The organism is Variovorax sp. S12S4 (assembly GCF_023195515.1).
In the GTDB taxonomy this organism is placed as follows: Bacteria; Pseudomonadota; Gammaproteobacteria; order Burkholderiales; family Burkholderiaceae_C; genus Variovorax.
Window position 1 is genome coordinate 1,258,426 of sequence record NZ_JALPKR020000002.1, and the last position, 16,118, is coordinate 1,274,543.

Annotated in this window: 18 protein-coding genes; 2 read left to right on the top strand and 16 right to left on the bottom strand. The window is 64.8% G+C overall.

The window, feature by feature from the left end; genetic code table 11:
- Window positions 1-57: 57 nt before the first annotated feature.
- From M0765_RS06445 to M0765_RS06520, 16 genes are all read right to left on the bottom strand, one after another.
- Window positions 58-576: a DUF3617 domain-containing protein gene (locus M0765_RS06445; protein WP_258502646.1), complete on the bottom strand. Its 519-nt coding sequence runs from the start codon at window positions 574-576 to the stop codon at window positions 58-60.
- Window positions 577-655: 79 nt separating this feature from the next.
- Window positions 656-1,360 (bottom strand): phosphatase PAP2 family protein, encoded by a 705-nt coding sequence (locus M0765_RS06450; protein WP_258502648.1) that lies wholly within the window; start codon window positions 1,358-1,360, stop codon window positions 656-658.
- A gap of 52 nt (window positions 1,361-1,412) precedes the next feature.
- Window positions 1,413-2,540 carry a Gfo/Idh/MocA family protein gene (locus M0765_RS06455; protein ID WP_274708889.1) on the bottom strand — a complete coding sequence of 376 codons (1,128 nt, stop codon included), beginning with the start codon at window positions 2,538-2,540 and terminating at the stop codon, window positions 1,413-1,415.
- A 37-nt stretch (window positions 2,541-2,577) separates the two neighbouring features.
- Entirely contained in the window at window positions 2,578-3,540 is a 963-nt protein-coding gene (locus M0765_RS06460; protein ID WP_258502650.1) for a substrate-binding domain-containing protein, read from the bottom strand.
- Between the two features lie 46 nt (window positions 3,541-3,586).
- Window positions 3,587-4,588, bottom strand: a complete 1,002-nt coding sequence (locus M0765_RS06465) for an ABC transporter permease (RefSeq protein WP_258502651.1) — start codon at window positions 4,586-4,588, stop codon at window positions 3,587-3,589.
- Window positions 4,575-6,110 carry a sugar ABC transporter ATP-binding protein gene (locus M0765_RS06470; protein ID WP_258502652.1) on the bottom strand — a complete coding sequence of 512 codons (1,536 nt, stop codon included), beginning with the start codon at window positions 6,108-6,110 and terminating at the stop codon, window positions 4,575-4,577. Before M0765_RS06470 ends, M0765_RS06465 begins: the two co-directional genes overlap by 14 nt.
- Window positions 6,107-7,276, bottom strand: a complete 1,170-nt coding sequence (locus M0765_RS06475) for an ROK family protein (RefSeq protein ID WP_258508148.1) — start codon at window positions 7,274-7,276, stop codon at window positions 6,107-6,109. The genes M0765_RS06470 and M0765_RS06475 overlap by 4 nt, the downstream gene beginning before the upstream one ends.
- Before the next feature lie 238 nt (window positions 7,277-7,514).
- Window positions 7,515-7,934 (bottom strand): F0F1 ATP synthase subunit epsilon, encoded by a 420-nt coding sequence (locus tag M0765_RS06480; protein ID WP_126749114.1) that lies wholly within the window; start codon window positions 7,932-7,934, stop codon window positions 7,515-7,517.
- A gap of 129 nt (window positions 7,935-8,063) precedes the next feature.
- Window positions 8,064-9,479 carry a F0F1 ATP synthase subunit beta gene (atpD, locus tag M0765_RS06485; RefSeq protein WP_126749115.1) on the bottom strand — a complete coding sequence of 472 codons (1,416 nt, stop codon included), beginning with the start codon at window positions 9,477-9,479 and terminating at the stop codon, window positions 8,064-8,066.
- A 47-nt stretch (window positions 9,480-9,526) separates the two neighbouring features.
- Window positions 9,527-10,402: a F0F1 ATP synthase subunit gamma gene (atpG, locus tag M0765_RS06490; RefSeq protein ID WP_258502655.1), complete on the bottom strand. Its 876-nt coding sequence runs from the start codon at window positions 10,400-10,402 to the stop codon at window positions 9,527-9,529.
- Between the two features lie 21 nt (window positions 10,403-10,423).
- Window positions 10,424-11,977, bottom strand: coding sequence for a F0F1 ATP synthase subunit alpha (gene atpA, locus M0765_RS06495; RefSeq protein ID WP_126749117.1), 1,554 nt, complete (start codon window positions 11,975-11,977; stop codon window positions 10,424-10,426).
- Between the two features lie 49 nt (window positions 11,978-12,026).
- Window positions 12,027-12,557, bottom strand: a complete 531-nt coding sequence (locus tag M0765_RS06500; RefSeq protein ID WP_126749118.1) for a F0F1 ATP synthase subunit delta — start codon at window positions 12,555-12,557, stop codon at window positions 12,027-12,029.
- Window positions 12,558-12,564: 7 nt separating this feature from the next.
- Window positions 12,565-13,035, bottom strand: a complete 471-nt coding sequence (locus tag M0765_RS06505; protein WP_157616184.1) for a F0F1 ATP synthase subunit B — start codon at window positions 13,033-13,035, stop codon at window positions 12,565-12,567.
- A gap of 34 nt (window positions 13,036-13,069) precedes the next feature.
- Window positions 13,070-13,327, bottom strand: a complete 258-nt coding sequence (gene atpE / locus M0765_RS06510) for a F0F1 ATP synthase subunit C (protein WP_124958928.1) — start codon at window positions 13,325-13,327, stop codon at window positions 13,070-13,072.
- 49 nt (window positions 13,328-13,376) lie between these two features.
- Window positions 13,377-14,255, bottom strand: coding sequence for a F0F1 ATP synthase subunit A (gene atpB / locus M0765_RS06515; protein ID WP_126749120.1), 879 nt, complete (start codon window positions 14,253-14,255; stop codon window positions 13,377-13,379).
- Between the two features lie 24 nt (window positions 14,256-14,279).
- The gene (locus M0765_RS06520) at window positions 14,280-14,753 is read right to left on the bottom strand and encodes an ATP synthase subunit I (RefSeq protein ID WP_258502660.1); all 474 of its coding nucleotides are present in this window, start codon (window positions 14,751-14,753) and stop codon (window positions 14,280-14,282) included.
- Between the two features lie 156 nt (window positions 14,754-14,909).
- On the opposite strand from M0765_RS06520, the gene M0765_RS06525 reads away from it, so the two are divergent.
- Together M0765_RS06525 and M0765_RS06530 are read left to right on the top strand one after the other, a co-directional pair.
- Window positions 14,910-15,815 carry a D-amino acid aminotransferase gene (locus M0765_RS06525; RefSeq protein ID WP_258502665.1) on the top strand — a complete coding sequence of 302 codons (906 nt, stop codon included), beginning with the start codon at window positions 14,910-14,912 and terminating at the stop codon, window positions 15,813-15,815.
- On the top strand, window positions 15,812-16,117 hold the full coding sequence (locus M0765_RS06530) for a YbeD family protein (protein ID WP_258502666.1): 306 nt from the start codon (window positions 15,812-15,814) through the stop codon (window positions 16,115-16,117). Before M0765_RS06525 ends, M0765_RS06530 begins: the two co-directional genes overlap by 4 nt.
- The last annotated feature ends 1 nt before the right edge of the window (window position 16,118 follow it).

The window sequence follows — 16,118 nt, forward strand, 5'->3', positions numbered from 1 at the left end:
GCGGTGGCGGCCTTGCGCGTTGCCGAACGCGGGCCGCGAAGCGCTGTGGGCCGGCGCCTACTTCTTGCGCCCGCCCGCCATTTCGAGCACGTTCATCTTCATGCCGTTGGACATGATCATGTCGCCGGGCTTCTGGCCGGCCTTGCAGGAGCCGATCCACTTGGCTTCGATGACGGCGGAGCCTTCGGCGCGGCCCATCAGCGGCGGGCTGTAGGTCGACTTGCTTTCCATGCGATAGGCCGAGCTGAAGTCGCCGCTCATCACGGCGTGCGACGTGGCGGTGGTGGAGCCGATCTTGCAGACTGAATCGATCACCAGCTTGCCGCCTTCGTTGCGCAACTCCTGCTTGGAGCACGTGTCCTTGCCCATGCCCTGGCCCATGTCGCGCAAGGCCTTGTCGCTGGCCGCGTCGATGCACTGCTGGATGGTCTGGCTGGCGCCCTTGGCAGCGGTCCCGTCGCCGGTCTGGATTTCCCAGAGGCCGGGCTTGCGCGCGGGGTAGTCGATGGCCATGGCGGGCATGGCGGCCGCGCAGGCCAGCGTGAGAAAGGCAATGGCGGTCTGGCGAATCTTCATGGCGGGCTCCGTGTCGGTTCGAGAGAACGATGCCCGGTTTTTACCGCAGGCGCCGGCCGTGAGGAATAGCGCAATCGGCCTACGCCGGCTCCGCCTGCACAGCCGCTGCCGCAACGGCTTGGCGTGGCCGCGAAGCCAGCCCGAACCCGATGCCCAGTGCCAGCCCGCCGAGCACGTCGATCAGCACATGCTGGCGCACCGCCATCGTCGAATAGACGATTCCGAATGCCCATGCGATGTTGAGCATGCGAAGCCACGTGGGCGCCGCCACGTCGCGCAATTGCCTCGCAAGCACCACGCAGGCAAACACCGAGAACGACACGTGCAGCGACGGAAACGCGTTGCCGGCCGCATCGATCGTTTTCAGCAAGTGAAGCGACGTGCCCGGGCTGGTGTCGATGGTGAAGTTGGGTATGGCCGTGGGCATGAACCAGAACACCACGAGCGCGATGCACGTCATGAAGGCGCAGCCCAGCGCAAAGCTCGAGAGCTCCCGCCGGTCCTTGGCCAGGAACACCGGCAGCGCGATGTAGAGCCAGAGCGAAAGATAGACCGGCAGCAGCGCCGGCCAAAAGGCGATCAGCCGGTCGAATGCCGTGAGCGGCAGCGTCCAGGGCTGGCCGGCGTTCTTCATGATCCAGAAGTACAGCGGGAAGAACCCGGCAGTGGCCACCGTGTTGCCGACGAGCTTCAGCGGCCAGAGCGCAAGGCAGCGCCGGCCCAGGGCGCGAAGCCACGGTGGTGGGCCGGAAGGCGGCAGGTCTCGAAGGGAAGAAGGTGTCATGGGCGCCAGGCGCCGTGCGTTGCGTGCCCGCAGGTGCGGGCATGCGGCACGGCTACCAGGGCGTCCACTTTAATTCGCTTTTCGACGATGCCACCGTGCGCTCGATGAAGCGGACGCCGCGGGCGCCGTCTTCCACGCGCGGATAGTCGGCGGCGATGGCATCGGCCTGCTGGCCCGCGATGCGTGCGCGGATGTCGGCCGCTACGCCGCCATAGATGTTGGCAAAGGCCTCGATGAAGCCTTCGGGGTGCCCCGCGGGCAGCCGGCTCGCGCGCTGGGCCGATTCGCAAAGCCACGGCGAGCCGCGCGTGAGAATGCGCTTGGGTCCGTCGTGCGGCAGGTGCAGCAGTTCGCTCGGCCCCTCCTGGCGCCATTCGAGCGTGCCCAGCGCGCCGGAGATGCGCAGGCGCAGGTCGTTCTCCAGCCCGGTGTTGATTTGCGAGGCGATCAGCACGCCGCGCGCGCCGCCCTTGAAGCGCAGCAGCAGGCTGCCGTCGTCGTCGAGCATGCGGCCCGGCACCAGCGCGCTCAGGTCGGCGCAGAGGCTTTCGATTTCCAGCCCGGTCACGCTTGCGACGAGGTTCTCGGCATGCGAGCCGATGTCGCCGATGGCGCCGGCTGCGCCGCTGCGCGCAGGGTCGGTGCGCCAGTCGGCCTGCTTGTTGCCGGCGTCTTCGAGCTGGCTCGCGAGCCAGCCCTGGTTGTATTCGACGACCACCTTGCGCAGCTCGCCGAGTTGGCCCGAGCGGACCATCTCGCGCGCCTGCCGCACCATCGGGTAGCCGGTGTAGTTGTAGGTCACGCCGAAGACCGTGCCTTGCTTTTTCACGGTGGCCACGAGCGCATCGGCCTGCTCGCGCGTGTGCACCAGTGGCTTGTCGCACACCACGTGAAAGCCCGCCTCGGCAAAGGCCTGCGCCACCGGAAAGTGCACGTGGTTGGGCGTGACGATCGAGACGAAGTCGATGCGCTCCTCGGGCGGGCGCTTCAGCTCGTCAGCCAGCAGCGACTGCCAGTCGCCGTGGTTGCGGTCGTCAGCCAGCCCGAGATCGCGGCCCGAGGCGCGCGCCTTCTCGGGGCTCGAAGACAGCGCGCCGGCCACGAGCTCGATCTGCCCGTCCAGCGCCATGGCCTTGCGGTGCACGGCGCCGATGAAGGCGTCGCGCCCGCCGCCGACCATGGCGCAGCGGAGCTTGCGAAAAGCGTTCTCGGTCACCTTAGAACGGCGAGTTCGGGTGGTAGAAGTCTTTCGCGTTTTCCTTGGTGATCAGCACCGAAGGAATGATCGTCGTCGCGGGCAGCTTCTCGCCCTTCAGCCGCGCCTCGGCCGTGAGCTTGATGGCGTCGTAGATGAACTTGGGCGAGTAGCTCACGTCGGCGCCAATGCGCTTGTCCTTGCCGTCCATGATGGTCTTGACCATGCCCTTGGCGCCCGCGCCGCCGAAGACGATCTTGATGTCGTCGCGCTTGGCCTGCTCGATGGCCTTGAGCACGCCCACGGCCATGTCGTCGTCGGCCGCCCAGATGGCGTCGATCTGCTTGAAGCGCGTGAGGTAGTCCTGCGTGACCTTGAAGGCGTCGTCGCGGTTCCAGTTGGCGTACTTGGCGTCGAGCAGCTTGATGTCCGGATGGTTCTTGAGCACCGCGTTGAAGGCGTCCATGCGCTCGTTGTCGAGCGTGGTGGCAATGCCGCGCAGGGCGACCACGTTGCCCTTGCCGCCGAGCTGCTTGGCAATGTACTCGGCCGGAATGCGGCCGAACGCGGTGTTGTCGCCGGCCACGTATGCGTCTTGCGCGCTGGTGTCCGTCAGGCCGCGGTCGACCACGGTCACGTAGGCACCTTTGGCCTTGACCTGCGCCACCGGCTTGGTGAGTGCGGCCGATTCGAACGGAAACACCACGAGCGCGTTGATCTTGGTGACGGTCGAGAGGTCTTGCAGCTGGTTGGCCTGCTCGGGCGCGTTGGCGGCGGTCTTGATCGTGATCTTCAGGTCCTTGTGCTGCTTCTCCAGGTCCTTCTTGGCCTGGTTGGCCCAGTAGTTGATGCCGCCCATGAAGCTGTGCGTGGCCGCGGGAATCGAAACGCCGAGGTTCACTTTCTCGGCGGCGAGGGCGGGCAGGCTCGCGAGCGCTGCTGCGGCCACGGCCGTGAGTGCGATGCGGCGGGTGAAGCTTGTCATGCTGGATGTCTCCTTGTGGTTGATGGTGAAGCGGAACGGGAACGAACTAGCGGCGCCCTCTTTGGAGGAACGCAACGATGATGATCACGAAGCCCTGCACCGCGGCGTTGAGGTACACGCTGATGATGCTGGTGAGATTGAGGATGTTGCTGATGACCGAGAGCAGGATCGCGCCCACCACGGTGCCGGTGATGCTGCCTGCACCGCCCTTGAGCGCGGTGCCGCCGACGATGACCGCGGCAATCGCCTCGAGCTCCCACAACAGGCCCGTGGTCGGCGACGCCGAGCCCAGGCGCGGCACATACAGCAGCGTGGCAATGCCCACGCACACGCCCAGCAGCACGTAGGTCAGGATCTTCACGCGGTCGACGTCCACTGCCGCATAGCGCGCGACCTGTTCGTTGGAGCCGATGGCTTGCACATAGCGGCCATAGGCCGTGCGGTTCAATATGACGCCGCCGATGATCGCGACGATCACGAACACCCACACCGGCACCGGAATGCCCGCTAGGCTTGCGTAGTACACCGGCGCATAGAGGTCCGACAGGTCGTTGTCGAGCGTGAGCGCGCCGCCGTCGGCAAAGTACGTGAGGTAGGCGCGAAAGATGCCGAGCGTGCCCAGCGTGACGATGAAGGGCTCGATGCGCCCCTTGGTGATGAGCAGGCCGTGCGCCAGGCCGAACAGCGCGCCCAGCACCACCGCGAGCACCGCGCCCATCACCACCGCCATGAGCGGCGAGCCTGACGCAGGCCCGGCCCAGTTGATGAACATGATCACGCTGCCCGCGATGAGCGCCGCCATCGAGCCCACCGAGAGGTCGATGCCGCCCGAGATGATCACGAAGCACATGCCCACCGCAATGATGCCTATGAAGGCCGTGCGCGTGAGCACGTTCATGGCGTTGTCGACGGTGGCGAAGTCGCTGTTGAGCAGCGTGCCGCCGATGCACAGCAGCACAAGGCCGATGACGGGGCCGAGGCCGTGCAGGCGCTCGGTCCAGCGCGGCTTGCTTTCGCTGCGGTGCTGCGCGGCTTCAGGCTGCGGCATGGGTGTCTGCTGTTCCGGTGGCATGAGCGATGAGCTCCTCTTCAGTCAGGTTGTCGGCATTGAGCGTGGCGACGAGGCGCCCCGCGCGCATCACCGCCACGCGGTGGCACAGGCCGATGAGTTCCATCAGTTCCGACGAAACGACGATCACCGCGAGCCCTTCACGGGCGAGTCGCTGGATCAGGAAATAGATGTCGCGCTTGGCGCCGATGTCCACGCCGCGCGTGGGCTCGTCGAGCACCACCACCTTGGGCTTGGGCTGCAGCACCTTGGCGAGCGCGAGCTTCTGCTGGTTGCCGCCCGAGAGCGACGATGCGCGCACGTCGAGCGAGCCGGTGCGAATGCCGTAGTCCTTCACGGCCTCGGCCAGCGCGCCGCGTTCGGCATCGGGCTGGAGCCATGGGCGGGTGTAGCGCTCGAGCGCCATCAGCGTGAGGTTCTGGCGCAGTCCGAAGTTCACGTGAAGGCCCTTGCCCTTGCGGTCTTCGCTCAGGTAGGTGAGGCCGTGTTTTGCGGCGTCGCGCGGATTGCGCCAGCCCTTCTGGTCGGGCACCGCCTTGCCGAGCATCTCGACCTGGCCGCTCGCAGGCCGGAGGCCCAGCAGGCCTTCGAACAGCTCGGTGCGGCCCGCGCCGACCAGGCCCGCAAAGCCGAGGATCTCTCCGGGACGCACTTCGAAGCCGACATCGTTCGCCCAGCCGGGCACGCTGAAGTTGCGCACGCGCATGGCAGGCGCGTCGGCGGCCACCACCACGTCGCGCGGCGGGTACAGGTCGGCCAGTTCGCGGCCCACCATGAGGTTGGCCATCTGCTGGCGCGAGACCTCGGGCGTGGGTGCGCGCGCGACAAAGCGGCCATCGCGCATCACGATCACCTCGTCGGTCACCTGCTCCACTTCGTCGAGCTTGTGCGAGATGTAGACGATGGTCACGCCGTCGGCGCGCAGCTGCGCAATGAGCTTGAAGAGCCGCTCGGTCTCGCCGGGCGTGAGCGTGGCGGTGGGCTCGTCCATGATGAGCAGGCGCGCGCGGCGTGCAATGGCCTTGGCAATTTCGACGAGCTGCTTTTCCGCGACGATGAGGCGGCGCACCTTGGTGCGCGGATCGACCTGCAGCCCGACTGCGGCCAGTGCGGCGGCGGCATCGCGTTCCATTGACGCATCGTCGAGCAGCCAGCCTTTTTTCTTCTCGTGGCCGAGAAAGATGTTCTGCGCCACGCTCAGGTCTTCGGCGAGATTGAATTCCTGGTGAATCAGCACGATGCCCAGCGCCTCCGCATCGCGCGAGCTCGCAAAGTGCCGGGGCTCGCCGTTGATGCGCAGCGTGCCGCCGGTCGGCTGTTCGTAGCCCGAGAGAATCTTCATCAATGTCGATTTGCCGGCGCCGTTTTCGCCGAGCAGCCCGTAGACGCGACCCGGCGCCAGCGCAAAGCTCACGCCGTGCAGCACCTGCACGGGGCCGAAGGCCTTCACCACATCGGCAAACTCGACTGCAACGCTTCCCTTGGTTTCTGCTGCGGTCATGGCGCCACTCCGCGGACTTTCAGTGTTTCGTGCATTGCGAGCACGCCGGCGCCGATCAGCCCGCCCTGCACGCCCAGCGGCGTGTACTGGATCTCCAGGTGCCGGGTCGAGAGCGCGAGCGAGCGCTGGTAGACGCTCTGCCGCACGGCCGCCAGAAACAGCGGCCCGATGCGCGTGATGCCGCCGCCGATGAACACGTGCGACGGATTGAAGAAATTCACCACCGACGCCAGCATCTGGCCGATGAGGTTGCCGGCGTTCTGGATGATGCCGTTGGCCGCCGTGTCGCCCGCGCGGCTCGCCTGGCCGACGTCGACGGCTTCGATGCGCCCATGCACCCGCAGGCATTCGGCGAGCATGGCGCTTTCGCCGGCTTCGGCCGCCTGCACGGCCATGCGCGTGATGGCCGGCCCCGCCGCCATGGCTTCCACGCAGCCCACGTTGCCGCAGTGGCAGCGCGGGCCTTCCTGGTCGACGCAGATGTGCCCCACGTCGCCGGCCGAGCCGGCGGCGCCGCGATAGACCTCGCCGTGGCAGACGATGCCGCAGCCGATGCCGGTTCCGATCTTGATCACGAGAAAATTGTTGAGCGAGCGCTTCAGCCGCCAGAGCTCGCCGAGCGCCATCAGGTTCACGTCGTTGTCGACGAAGACGGGCGCCGCGTAATCTTCGCGCAGGTAGTCGCGGATCGAGAAGCTGTCCCACGCGGGCATCAGCGGCGGGTTCACGAGCTGGCCGATCTCGAAGTTGACGGGGCCGGGCACGCCGATGCCGATACCGAGCACGTCCTTTGCGCCGCTGTTGCAACGCGCGAGCAATTCGCGCATCAGCACGCGCACCCGCGCCAGCACGACAGCCGGGCCTTCGCGCACGTCGGCGGGTTCGTCATGCTGGGCAAGCACGGTGAGGTCGGGGCGCAACACCGCAACATCGAGGCTGGTGGCGCCAATGTCGATGCCGACCAGCACGCCCAGGCCGGCATGCAGCTGCAGGTTTTCGGCACGCCGCCCGCCGGATGAGCGCTGGAGACCAGCTTCGGCCAGGAGGCCTTGTTCGACGAGGCCCGCAATCAGCGCATTCGCCTTGCTCTTGGAGAAGCCGAGCTGTTCGGCCATGGCATGGCGCGAGCCGCCGGCCGACCAGAAGGTGGTCTCCAGCAACCGCATTTCGTCCGCAGTGATGCCGCTCCAGCGTGTCACGCGTTGTTGTCTCCGTCTTTGTTGCCTGCTGCCCCAAGGCTCGCCGCAGGTGAGTGAACGCGAATACTAGAGGCAGGTCTTCAGCCGGACAAGGCTGAACTTCGACCAAATTCAGATCGAAGACATCGGGAGATCGAACTTTGCGGACGAAAAAAGCCGCCCGGAGGCGGCTTCTTCTGGCGGGCCCTGGGGGCTGCCGCGGTATTTACTTCTTCTGGCGGTACTTGCGAAGCGCCGCGATCTGGGCAGCCATGACGGCGAGTTCGGATTGCGCCATGGCAATGTCGATGTCGCTCTTGGCATTCTTGAGCGCTTCCTCGGCGGCGGCCTTGGCCTGGTTGGCCTTTTCGTCGTCGAGGTCCTTGCCGCGAATGGCGGTGTCGGACAGCACGGTGACGGTGTCGGGCTGCACTTCGAGAATGCCGCCAGCCACGAAGACGAACTCTTCGCCGCCGTCGGCCGTTTCGATGCGCACTGCACCCGGGCGGATGCGCGTGATCAGCGGCGTGTGGCGCGGATAGATGCCGAGCTCGCCGGCTTCACCGGGCAGCGCGACGAACTTGGCCTCGCCCGAGAAGATCGACTCTTCTGCGGAGACCACGTCGACGTGAATGGTGTTTGCCATCTTTTTTCCTTTGCCGTTCTATGGAGAACTTCGGAAAGCAAGCAGTCGGTCGGCTGGTGAGGCGCCGCGCACAGCCGTACAGAAGTACGGCGAGCACGGCAACGAAGCCAGACGGTCGAATGCGCCGCTTTACGCGACCTTCTTGGCCTTCTCGAAAGCCTCGTCGATCGTACCGACCATGTAGAACGCTTGTTCCGGCAGGTGGTCGGCTTCGCCGTTCACGATCATCTTGAAGCCGCGGATGGTTTCGGCCAGCGGCACGTACTTGCCAGGCGAGCCGGTGAACACTTCGGCCACGTGGAACGGCTGCGACAGGAAGCGCTGGATCTTGCGGGCGCGGGCCACGGCAAGCTTGTCTTCCGGTGCGAGTTCGTCCATGCCCAGAATTGCGATGATGTCGCGCAGTTCCTTGTAGCGCTGCAGCGTGCCTTGAACGGCGCGGGCCACGTTGTAGTGCTCTTCGCCGACCACGTTCGGGTCGAGCTGGCGCGAGGTCGAGTCCAGCGGGTCCACGGCGGGGTAGATACCGAGCGAAGCGATGTCGCGCGACAGCACCACGGTGGAGTCCAGGTGGGCGAAGGTGGTGGCGGGCGACGGGTCGGTCAAGTCGTCGGCCGGCACGTACACGGCCTGGATCGAGGTGATCGAGCCAACCTTGGTCGAGGTAATGCGCTCTTGCAGGCGGCCCATTTCTTCGGCCAGCGTCGGCTGGTAGCCCACGGCGGAAGGCATACGGCCCAAGAGAGCCGACACTTCGGTACCGGCCAGCGTGTAGCGGTAGATGTTGTCCACGAAGAACAGCACGTCGCGGCCTTCGTCGCGGAACGACTCGGCAATGGTCAGGCCGGTCAGCGCCACGCGCAGGCGGTTGCCCGGGGGTTCGTTCATCTGGCCGTAGACCATGGCCACCTTCGAATCCTCGAGCTTCTCGAGGTTCACGACGCCGGAGTCGGCCATCTCGTGATAGAAGTCGTTGCCTTCGCGGGTACGTTCACCCACACCGGCGAACACCGACAGACCCGAGTGAGCCTTGGCGATGTTGTTGATGAGTTCCATCATGTTCACGGTCTTGCCCACGCCGGCGCCGCCGAACAGGCCCACCTTGCCGCCCTTGGCGAACGGGCAAACAAGGTCGATCACCTTGATGCCGGTTTCCAGCAGGTCTTGCGAGGGCGACAGTTCGTCGTATGCGGGTGCCTTGCGGTGGATCGAAGCGGTGAGCTCCTGGCCGACCGGGCCGCGCTCGTCGATGGGCGCGCCAAGCACGTCCATGATGCGGCCCAGCGTGGCCTTGCCGACCGGCACGGTGATGGGCGCGCCCGTGTTGGTCACGATCAGGCCGCGGCGCAGGCCGTCGGACGAGCCGAGCGCAATGGTGCGCACCACGCCGTCGCCGAGCTGCTGCTGGACTTCGAGGGTCAGCGCGCTGCCTTCGAACTTCAAAGCGTCATAGACCTTCGGCATCTGGTCGCGCGGGAACTCCACGTCGACCACAGCGCCGATACATTGAACGATCTTGCCTTGCACTGCGTTTGCTTGAGCCATGTGTGCTCCGATAAAAATTGTTTGTAGGGGACGACCGTGAAACTGGCTTACACGCCCGCGGCTGCCGCCGCGCCCGAGACGATCTCGGAGAGTTCCTTGGTGATGCCGGCCTGACGGGTCTTGTTGTAGACCAGCTTGAGCTCGCTGATCACATTGCCGGCGTTGTCGGTTGCAGCCTTCATCGCAACCATGCGGGCCGAGTGCTCGGACGCCATGTTCTCGGCCACGGCCTGGTAGACCAGCGACTCCACATAGCGCACCAGCAGCTCATCGATCACGCTTTCAGGATCGGGCTCGTAGATGTAGTCCCACGAGTGCTGGCCCTCTCCGACCTGCAGCGATTCGGCCGCGAGCGGAAGCAGGGGCTCGACGATCGGCTCTTGCTTGATGGTGTTGATGAACTTCGTGTAGCACAGGTACACCGCGGACAGCTTGCCTTCGGCATAGGCGTCGAGCAGCGTCTTGACCGGGCCGATGAGCTTGTCCAGGTGAGGCGTGTCGCCCAGATGGGTGACGTGCGCGACCACGCGGGCGCCGATGCGGTTCAGAAAGCCCAGGCCCTTGCTGCCGATGGCCACCGACTCGATGGCCGTGCCGGCCGCCTGCGCTTCGCGCAGCTTGGTGGTCACGGCGCGCAGCAGGTTGGTGTTCAAGCCGCCGCACAGACCCTTGTCGCTCGTCACGATGATGAAGCCGATGGCCTTGGCCTCGTTCGTCTTCATGAACGCGTGAACGTATTCGGGGTTTGCACGGCCCAGGTTGGCCGCGATGTTGCGAATCTTCTCGCTGTAGGGGCGCGCGGCGCGCATGCGCTCCTGCGCCTTGCGCATCTTGGAGACCGAGACCATTTCCATGGCCTTGGTGATCTTCTTGGTGTTTTCCACCGATTTGATCTTGCCGCGGATTTCCTTACCAGCTGCCATGGGGGCTCCTTGTCAGGTCGATCAGGCGAACGACTTCTTGAACGCGGTGATCGCGCTCGTCAGCTCGGCCTCGGCGTCCTTGTCGAGCGCCTTGGCTTGCTCGATCTTGTCGAGCAGGGGGCCGTGGCTGGTCTTCAGGAACTGGTGCAGGCCGTGCTCGAAGGACAGAACCTTCTTGATGTCCAGGTCGTCCATGAAACCCTTGTTCACGGCAAACAGCGTGGCACCCATCAGCGAGATCGGCAGCGGGCTGTACTGGGCCTGCTTCAGCAGTTCGGTCACGCGGGCACCGCGGTCGAGCTGCTTGCGGGTGGCTTCGTCCAGGTCGGAGGCGAACTGCGCGAACGCGGCCAGCTCGCGGTACTGCGCGAGGTCGGTACGGATACCGCCCGACAGGCCCTTGATGATCTTGGTCTGGGCCGCCGAACCCACGCGCGACACCGAGATACCGGCGTTGATGGCGGGGCGGATACCTGCGTTGAACAGGTTGGTTTCCAGGAAGATCTGGCCGTCGGTGATCGAGATCACGTTGGTCGGCACGAAAGCGGACACGTCGCCGGCTTGCGTTTCGATGATCGGCAGCGCGGTGAGCGAGCCGGTCTTGCCCTTGACTTCACCCTTGGTGAAGGCTTCCACGTAGTCGGCGTTGACGCGCGCGGCGCGCTCGAGCAGACGGCTGTGGAGATAGAACACGTCGCCGGGGTAGGCTTCGCGGCCTGGCGGGCGGCGCAGCAGCAGCGACACCTGGCGGTATGCAACGGCTTGCTTGGAGAGGTCGTCATAGACGATCAGCGCGTCCTGACCGCGATCGCGGAAGTACTCGCCCATGGTGCAGCCCGAGTAGGCCGACACGTATTGCATGGCTGCCGATTCGGAGGCCGATGCGGCCACCACGATCGTGTAGTCCATGGCGCCGACTTGCTCGAGCGCGCGCACCACGTTCTTGATCGACGAAGCCTTCTGGCCGATCGCGACGTAGATGCAGGTCACGCCCTGGCCCTTCTGGGCAATGATGGCGTCGATGGCCACGGCCGTCTTGCCGGTCTGGCGGTCGCCGATGATCAGCTCGCGCTGGCCGCGGCCGATCGGCACCATCGAGTCGATGGACTTCAGGCCGGTTTGCAGGGGCTGGTCGACCGACTTGCGGGCGATCACGCCCGGAGCGACCTTTTCGATCACGTCGGTCATCTTGGCGTTGATCGGACCCTTGCCGTCGATCGGCTGGCCCAGTGCGTTCACCACGCGGCCGATGAGCTCGGGGCCGACCGGCACTTCCAGGATGCGGCCGGTGCACTTGACCGTGTCGCCTTCGGAGATGTGTTCGTATTCGCCCAAGATCACGGCGCCGACCGAGTCGCGCTCGAGGTTCAGCGCCAGGCCGAACGACGGCGTGCCGTCAGCGCTCGGCGGGAATTCGAGCATTTCGCCTTGCATCGCGTCGGACAGGCCGTGCACGCGCACGATGCCGTCGGTCACCGACACCACGGTGCCTTCATTGCGGATGTTGGCACTGACGCCGAGACCCTCGATGCGGCTCTTGATCAGTTCGGAAATTTCTGCGGGATTGAGTTGCATGACTCTTTCCTTCTTTCTGTAAATGGGGCCAACTGGCTGCCGGCCGCCGTCAGGCGGTCAGCGCCGCTTTCATTTGTTCGAGGCGCGCCCTGACCGAGGTGTCGAGCACTTCGTCGCCAACCACGGCACGGATGCCGCCGATGAGCGAGGGGTCGAGTTCGACCCGCGTCGTGAGCTTGCGCGCAAAGCGCCGCTCCAGCGCCGCGCCAACCTCTTGCAGCGCCGCGTCGTCGATCGGAAAAGCGCTGTAGATCACGGCATCGGCAGCCCCGCTGCGCGCATTGCACAAGGCACGGAACTGGATTGCCACTTCGGGCAATGCAGCCAACCGGCCGTTGTCGATGACGGCGCGCAGAAAGTTCTTGCCCGCATCGGGCAAGGGCTGCTTCGAAAGCCCGGCGATCAGCTCGAACACCTGCTCGGGCGGCACCTTCGGGTTGGCCGCGAACTCCAGGAGCTGCGGGTTGCCGGCGACGGACGCCAGCTGGTCGAGCCAGCCTGCCGTGCCTTCGAGGTCGCCGGAGCACGCCTTGAACAGCGCCTCGGCGTAGGGACGGGCAATGGTCGCGAGTTCGGCCATGTCGTCCTCAGAGTTCGGTCTTCAGGCGGCTGAGCAAGTCGGCATGAACGCCGGCGTTGACTTCCTTGCGGAGAATCTGCTCGGCACCCTTGACGGCCAGTGCGGCCACCTGCTCGCGCAGCGCCTCACGCGCACGCACGGACTGCTGGTTGGCCTCTTCGCGCGCGGCGGCCACGATCTTGTTGGCCTCCTCGGTTGCGCGGCTCTTGGCCTCTTCGATGATCTGCTGGGCACGGCGCTCGGCATCGGCCAGGCGATTGGTGGTCTCGTTACGAGACGCCACCAGTTCCTGCTCGACACGCTGGTTGGCGGAGGCCAGTTCGGCCTTGGCCTTCTCGGCGGCCGCCAGGCCCGCAGCGATCTTTTGTGCTCGTTCGTCCAAGGCCTTCGCGATCGGCGGCCACACGAATTTCATCGTGAACAGCACAAGCAGCAGGAAGACGATGGCCTGAACGAACAGGGTCGCGTTGATACTCACGGCAACACCTTTCTGGAGTGGCGTTGAACGGAAATTACTTCGGCAGAGCGGCGATGAACGGGTTGGCGAAAGCGAACAGCAGGGCAATTGCCACGCCGATCAGGAACGCAGCGTCGATCAGACCGGCCAAGATGAACATCTTGGTTTGCAGTTCGTTCATGAGTTCAGGTTGACGAGCCGACGACTCGAGGAACTTGCCGCCCATCAGTGCAATACCGATGGAAGCACCGATCGCGCCGAGACCGACGATCAAACCACAAGCCAGAGCGACGAGACCGAGAACGTTTTCCATGATGACTCCTTAATACAGATTGAAAGCAAACGAAAAGAAAAAAGCAAACTCAATGCGCTTCATGAGCCTGGCCGAGATAGATCAGGGTCAGCATCATGAAAATGAATGCCTGAAGCGTGATCACCAGGATGTGGAAGATCGCCCAGACGGTACCGGCAATGACGTGCCCGATGGGCAGCATCACTCCCGAGAACGAAGCCGCCATCGCACCACCCATGAGCGCGATCAGCATGAAAACGAGCTCACCCGCATACATGTTGCCGAACAACCGCATGCCGTGCGAGACGGTCTTGGCCAGGTATTCGATGACTTGCATCAGCAGGTTGATCGGCCAGAGCACCGGGTGCGCACCGAAAGGCGCAGTGATGAGCTCGTGACCCCAGCCGCCCAGGCCCTTGATCTTGATGCTGTAGAACAGGCACAGCAGCAGCACCGAGGTCGACAGGCCCAGCGTGGTGGACAGGTCGGCCGTGGGAACGACGCGCATGTAGGCGTGGTGCGGATCGTGTCCGGCTGCCTCGAAGACCTTGGCCCACAGCGAGGGCAGCAGGTCGACCGGCAGCATGTCCATGGCGTTCAAGAGGAAGATCCAGACGAACACGGTGAGCGCCAGAGGCGCAATGAACTTGCGGCTTTTTGCGTTGTGGATGTTCGACTTGGCCTGGTTGTCGACCATTTCAACGAGCATTTCGACCGCAGCCTGGAACCGGCCGGGTACGCCCGGCGTGGCCTTGCGAGCAGCCAGCCACAGCACGAAGCAGCCCAGCGCACCGACGATCAGCGCATAGAGCACCGAGTCGAGGTTGATGACATTGAAGTCGACGATGGCCTTCTGGACCACGGGATTGAGGCTCCAGTCAACTTGCCAGTGCTGGAGGTGGTGAACGATGTATTCACTCGCGGTCGGGGCGTGTCCTTCGGCGGCCATCTTTCAGCGTCTCTTTTTAAACAGTCAAATCCGGTTCAACAATCCGGGCCGCACCAGCAGGGCCACCCAGTACATTTTCATGGCGACCACCACGCCGGCCAACAAGGCCAGCCAACTGATGCCCTCGATCAGCCACGGTGCCGCCGCCAGCAAGGCAACGGTCAACGCGATCTTGATCAACTCCCACACAAAAAACCGCAGCATGACAGCAGATTGCGACACGGCACCCCGTGCCCGCCGCACACCCCGCACGAACAACGCCGCCGGGATCGCTACCGCCATGGCTCCGTAAAACGCCGACACCGCGGCACCCGGCCGCTGAGTCCACATCCATGCCACTCCGGCCACAAGAATTCCCATGGCCACCTGGGCCCCAATCACCCACCAGGGCGACATTTCGGGATTTTTCTCGCGAAGCCGCTGGGCCTCTTCGGCGGTCAGCGGCTTGAAGTCGGAGACTTCAGCATCGATCTCGGAGACAGGAGCGCTGGTTGTCATTGGAATGCCGCTCGCGTTGTCAGCCGTGAATTTAACAAAGCCATTGATTATAAGTAGAAACCCAGCCTGCCCGGCCACCTGAACTGTCACGTTTGCAAAACGAGGCCTCGTTGGCTGACTGGAACCCGACCTGGCGCACACAACCATAATTCCCGCATGCACCCTCTTACTGCCGCTCTCCCCACCACGCTCTGCTACCTCGACGGCGAGTTCACCGCCCTTCGGGATGCGAAGATCAGCGTTCTCGACCGTGGCTTCATTTTCGGCGACGGCATCTATGAAGTCGTCCCTGTCTACGGCGGCCAGCCTTTCTGCTTCGAAGAACACATGGCGCGGCTCGATCGGTCGCTGGCCGAGCTTCAGATTGCCAATCCGCTCACGCTCGCCCAATGGCGCGACATCGTGATGCGACTGGCCGAACCCGGCGGCGATGCGCCCCAGGCCGTGTACTTTCAGATTACCCGCGGTGTGGCGCCGCGCGATCATGCCATGACCAAGGGCGTGCGCCCGACGGTGTTCGTGATGGTGAATCCGCTGCCGCCGGTGTCCGACGCCGTGCGCGCCAAGGGCGTGGCCTGCGTGACCGCGGCCGACTTTCGCTGGGAGAAGGCGCACATCAAGAGCACCAGCCTGCTGGGCGCGGTGCTGGCGCGGCAGATCAGCGTGGAAGCCGGTGCGGCCGAAACCGTCATGTTCAGGGGCGAATGGCTGAGCGAAGCCTCTTCCAGCAACGTGTGGATCGTCAAGGATGGCCAACTCATCGGTCCGCCCAAGGACAACCTGGTGCTGACCGGCATCCGCTACGGCCTGCTGGAGCGCCTGTGCGCCGAGCGCGGCATTCCATTTGCCCTGCGCCGCGTTTCGCGCGACGAAGTGTTCGGCGCCGATGAGTTGCTGCTCTCGTCGGCCAGCAAGGAAGTGCTGCCGGTGGTGACGCTCGACGGCCAGGCCATTGGGAATGGCCGCCCCGGCCCCATCTACCAAGCCTTGTACGCGGCTTACCAAGAGGCCAAGCAGCGCAACGCAGAGAAGCCACAGAAACAAGGAGTGACCCCCGCATGACCGACAGCACCACCGACACGAGCACTCCGATTCCCGATCCGCGCAAGGAGTCGCTGATCGAGTACCCCTCGCAGTTCCCCATCAAGGTCATGGGCGTCAAGGCCGACGGCTTCGTGCATGCCATCACGCAGATCGCCGAACGCTTCGATCCGACCTTCGACGCCACCACGGTCGAGCTGCGCGACAGCAAGGCGGGCAACTACCTGGGCGTGACGATCACCGTGACCGCCACCAGCCGCGAGCAGCTCGACGACCTGTATCGCGCGCTGTCGACGCATCCGTCGGTCAAGGTCGTCCTCTGAC

Coding starts and splice junctions, on each gene's coding strand:
- M0765_RS06445 (WP_258502646.1), bottom strand. CDS start 576: ATGAAGATTCGCCAGACCGCCATTGCCTTTCTCACGCTGGCCTGCGCG.
- M0765_RS06450 (WP_258502648.1), bottom strand. CDS start 1,360: ATGACACCTTCTTCCCTTCGAGACCTGCCGCCTTCCGGCCCACCACCG.
- M0765_RS06455 (WP_274708889.1), bottom strand. CDS start 2,540: ATGGTCGGCGGCGGGCGCGACGCCTTCATCGGCGCCGTGCACCGCAAG.
- M0765_RS06460 (WP_258502650.1), bottom strand. CDS start 3,540: ATGACAAGCTTCACCCGCCGCATCGCACTCACGGCCGTGGCCGCAGCA.
- M0765_RS06465 (WP_258502651.1), bottom strand. CDS start 4,588: ATGCCGCAGCCTGAAGCCGCGCAGCACCGCAGCGAAAGCAAGCCGCGC.
- M0765_RS06470 (WP_258502652.1), bottom strand. CDS start 6,110: ATGACCGCAGCAGAAACCAAGGGAAGCGTTGCAGTCGAGTTTGCCGAT.
- M0765_RS06475 (WP_258508148.1), bottom strand. CDS start 7,276: ATGCGGTTGCTGGAGACCACCTTCTGGTCGGCCGGCGGCTCGCGCCAT.
- M0765_RS06480 (WP_126749114.1), bottom strand. CDS start 7,934: ATGGCAAACACCATTCACGTCGACGTGGTCTCCGCAGAAGAGTCGATC.
- atpD (WP_126749115.1), bottom strand. CDS start 9,479: ATGGCTCAAGCAAACGCAGTGCAAGGCAAGATCGTTCAATGTATCGGC.
- atpG (WP_258502655.1), bottom strand. CDS start 10,402: ATGGCAGCTGGTAAGGAAATCCGCGGCAAGATCAAATCGGTGGAAAAC.
- atpA (WP_126749117.1), bottom strand. CDS start 11,977: ATGCAACTCAATCCCGCAGAAATTTCCGAACTGATCAAGAGCCGCATC.
- M0765_RS06500 (WP_126749118.1), bottom strand. CDS start 12,557: ATGGCCGAACTCGCGACCATTGCCCGTCCCTACGCCGAGGCGCTGTTC.
- atpE (WP_124958928.1), bottom strand. CDS start 13,327: ATGGAAAACGTTCTCGGTCTCGTCGCTCTGGCTTGTGGTTTGATCGTC.
- atpB (WP_126749120.1), bottom strand. CDS start 14,255: ATGGCCGCCGAAGGACACGCCCCGACCGCGAGTGAATACATCGTTCAC.
- M0765_RS06520 (WP_258502660.1), bottom strand. CDS start 14,753: ATGACAACCAGCGCTCCTGTCTCCGAGATCGATGCTGAAGTCTCCGAC.
- M0765_RS06525 (WP_258502665.1), top strand. CDS start 14,910: ATGCACCCTCTTACTGCCGCTCTCCCCACCACGCTCTGCTACCTCGAC.
- M0765_RS06530 (WP_258502666.1), top strand. CDS start 15,812: ATGACCGACAGCACCACCGACACGAGCACTCCGATTCCCGATCCGCGC.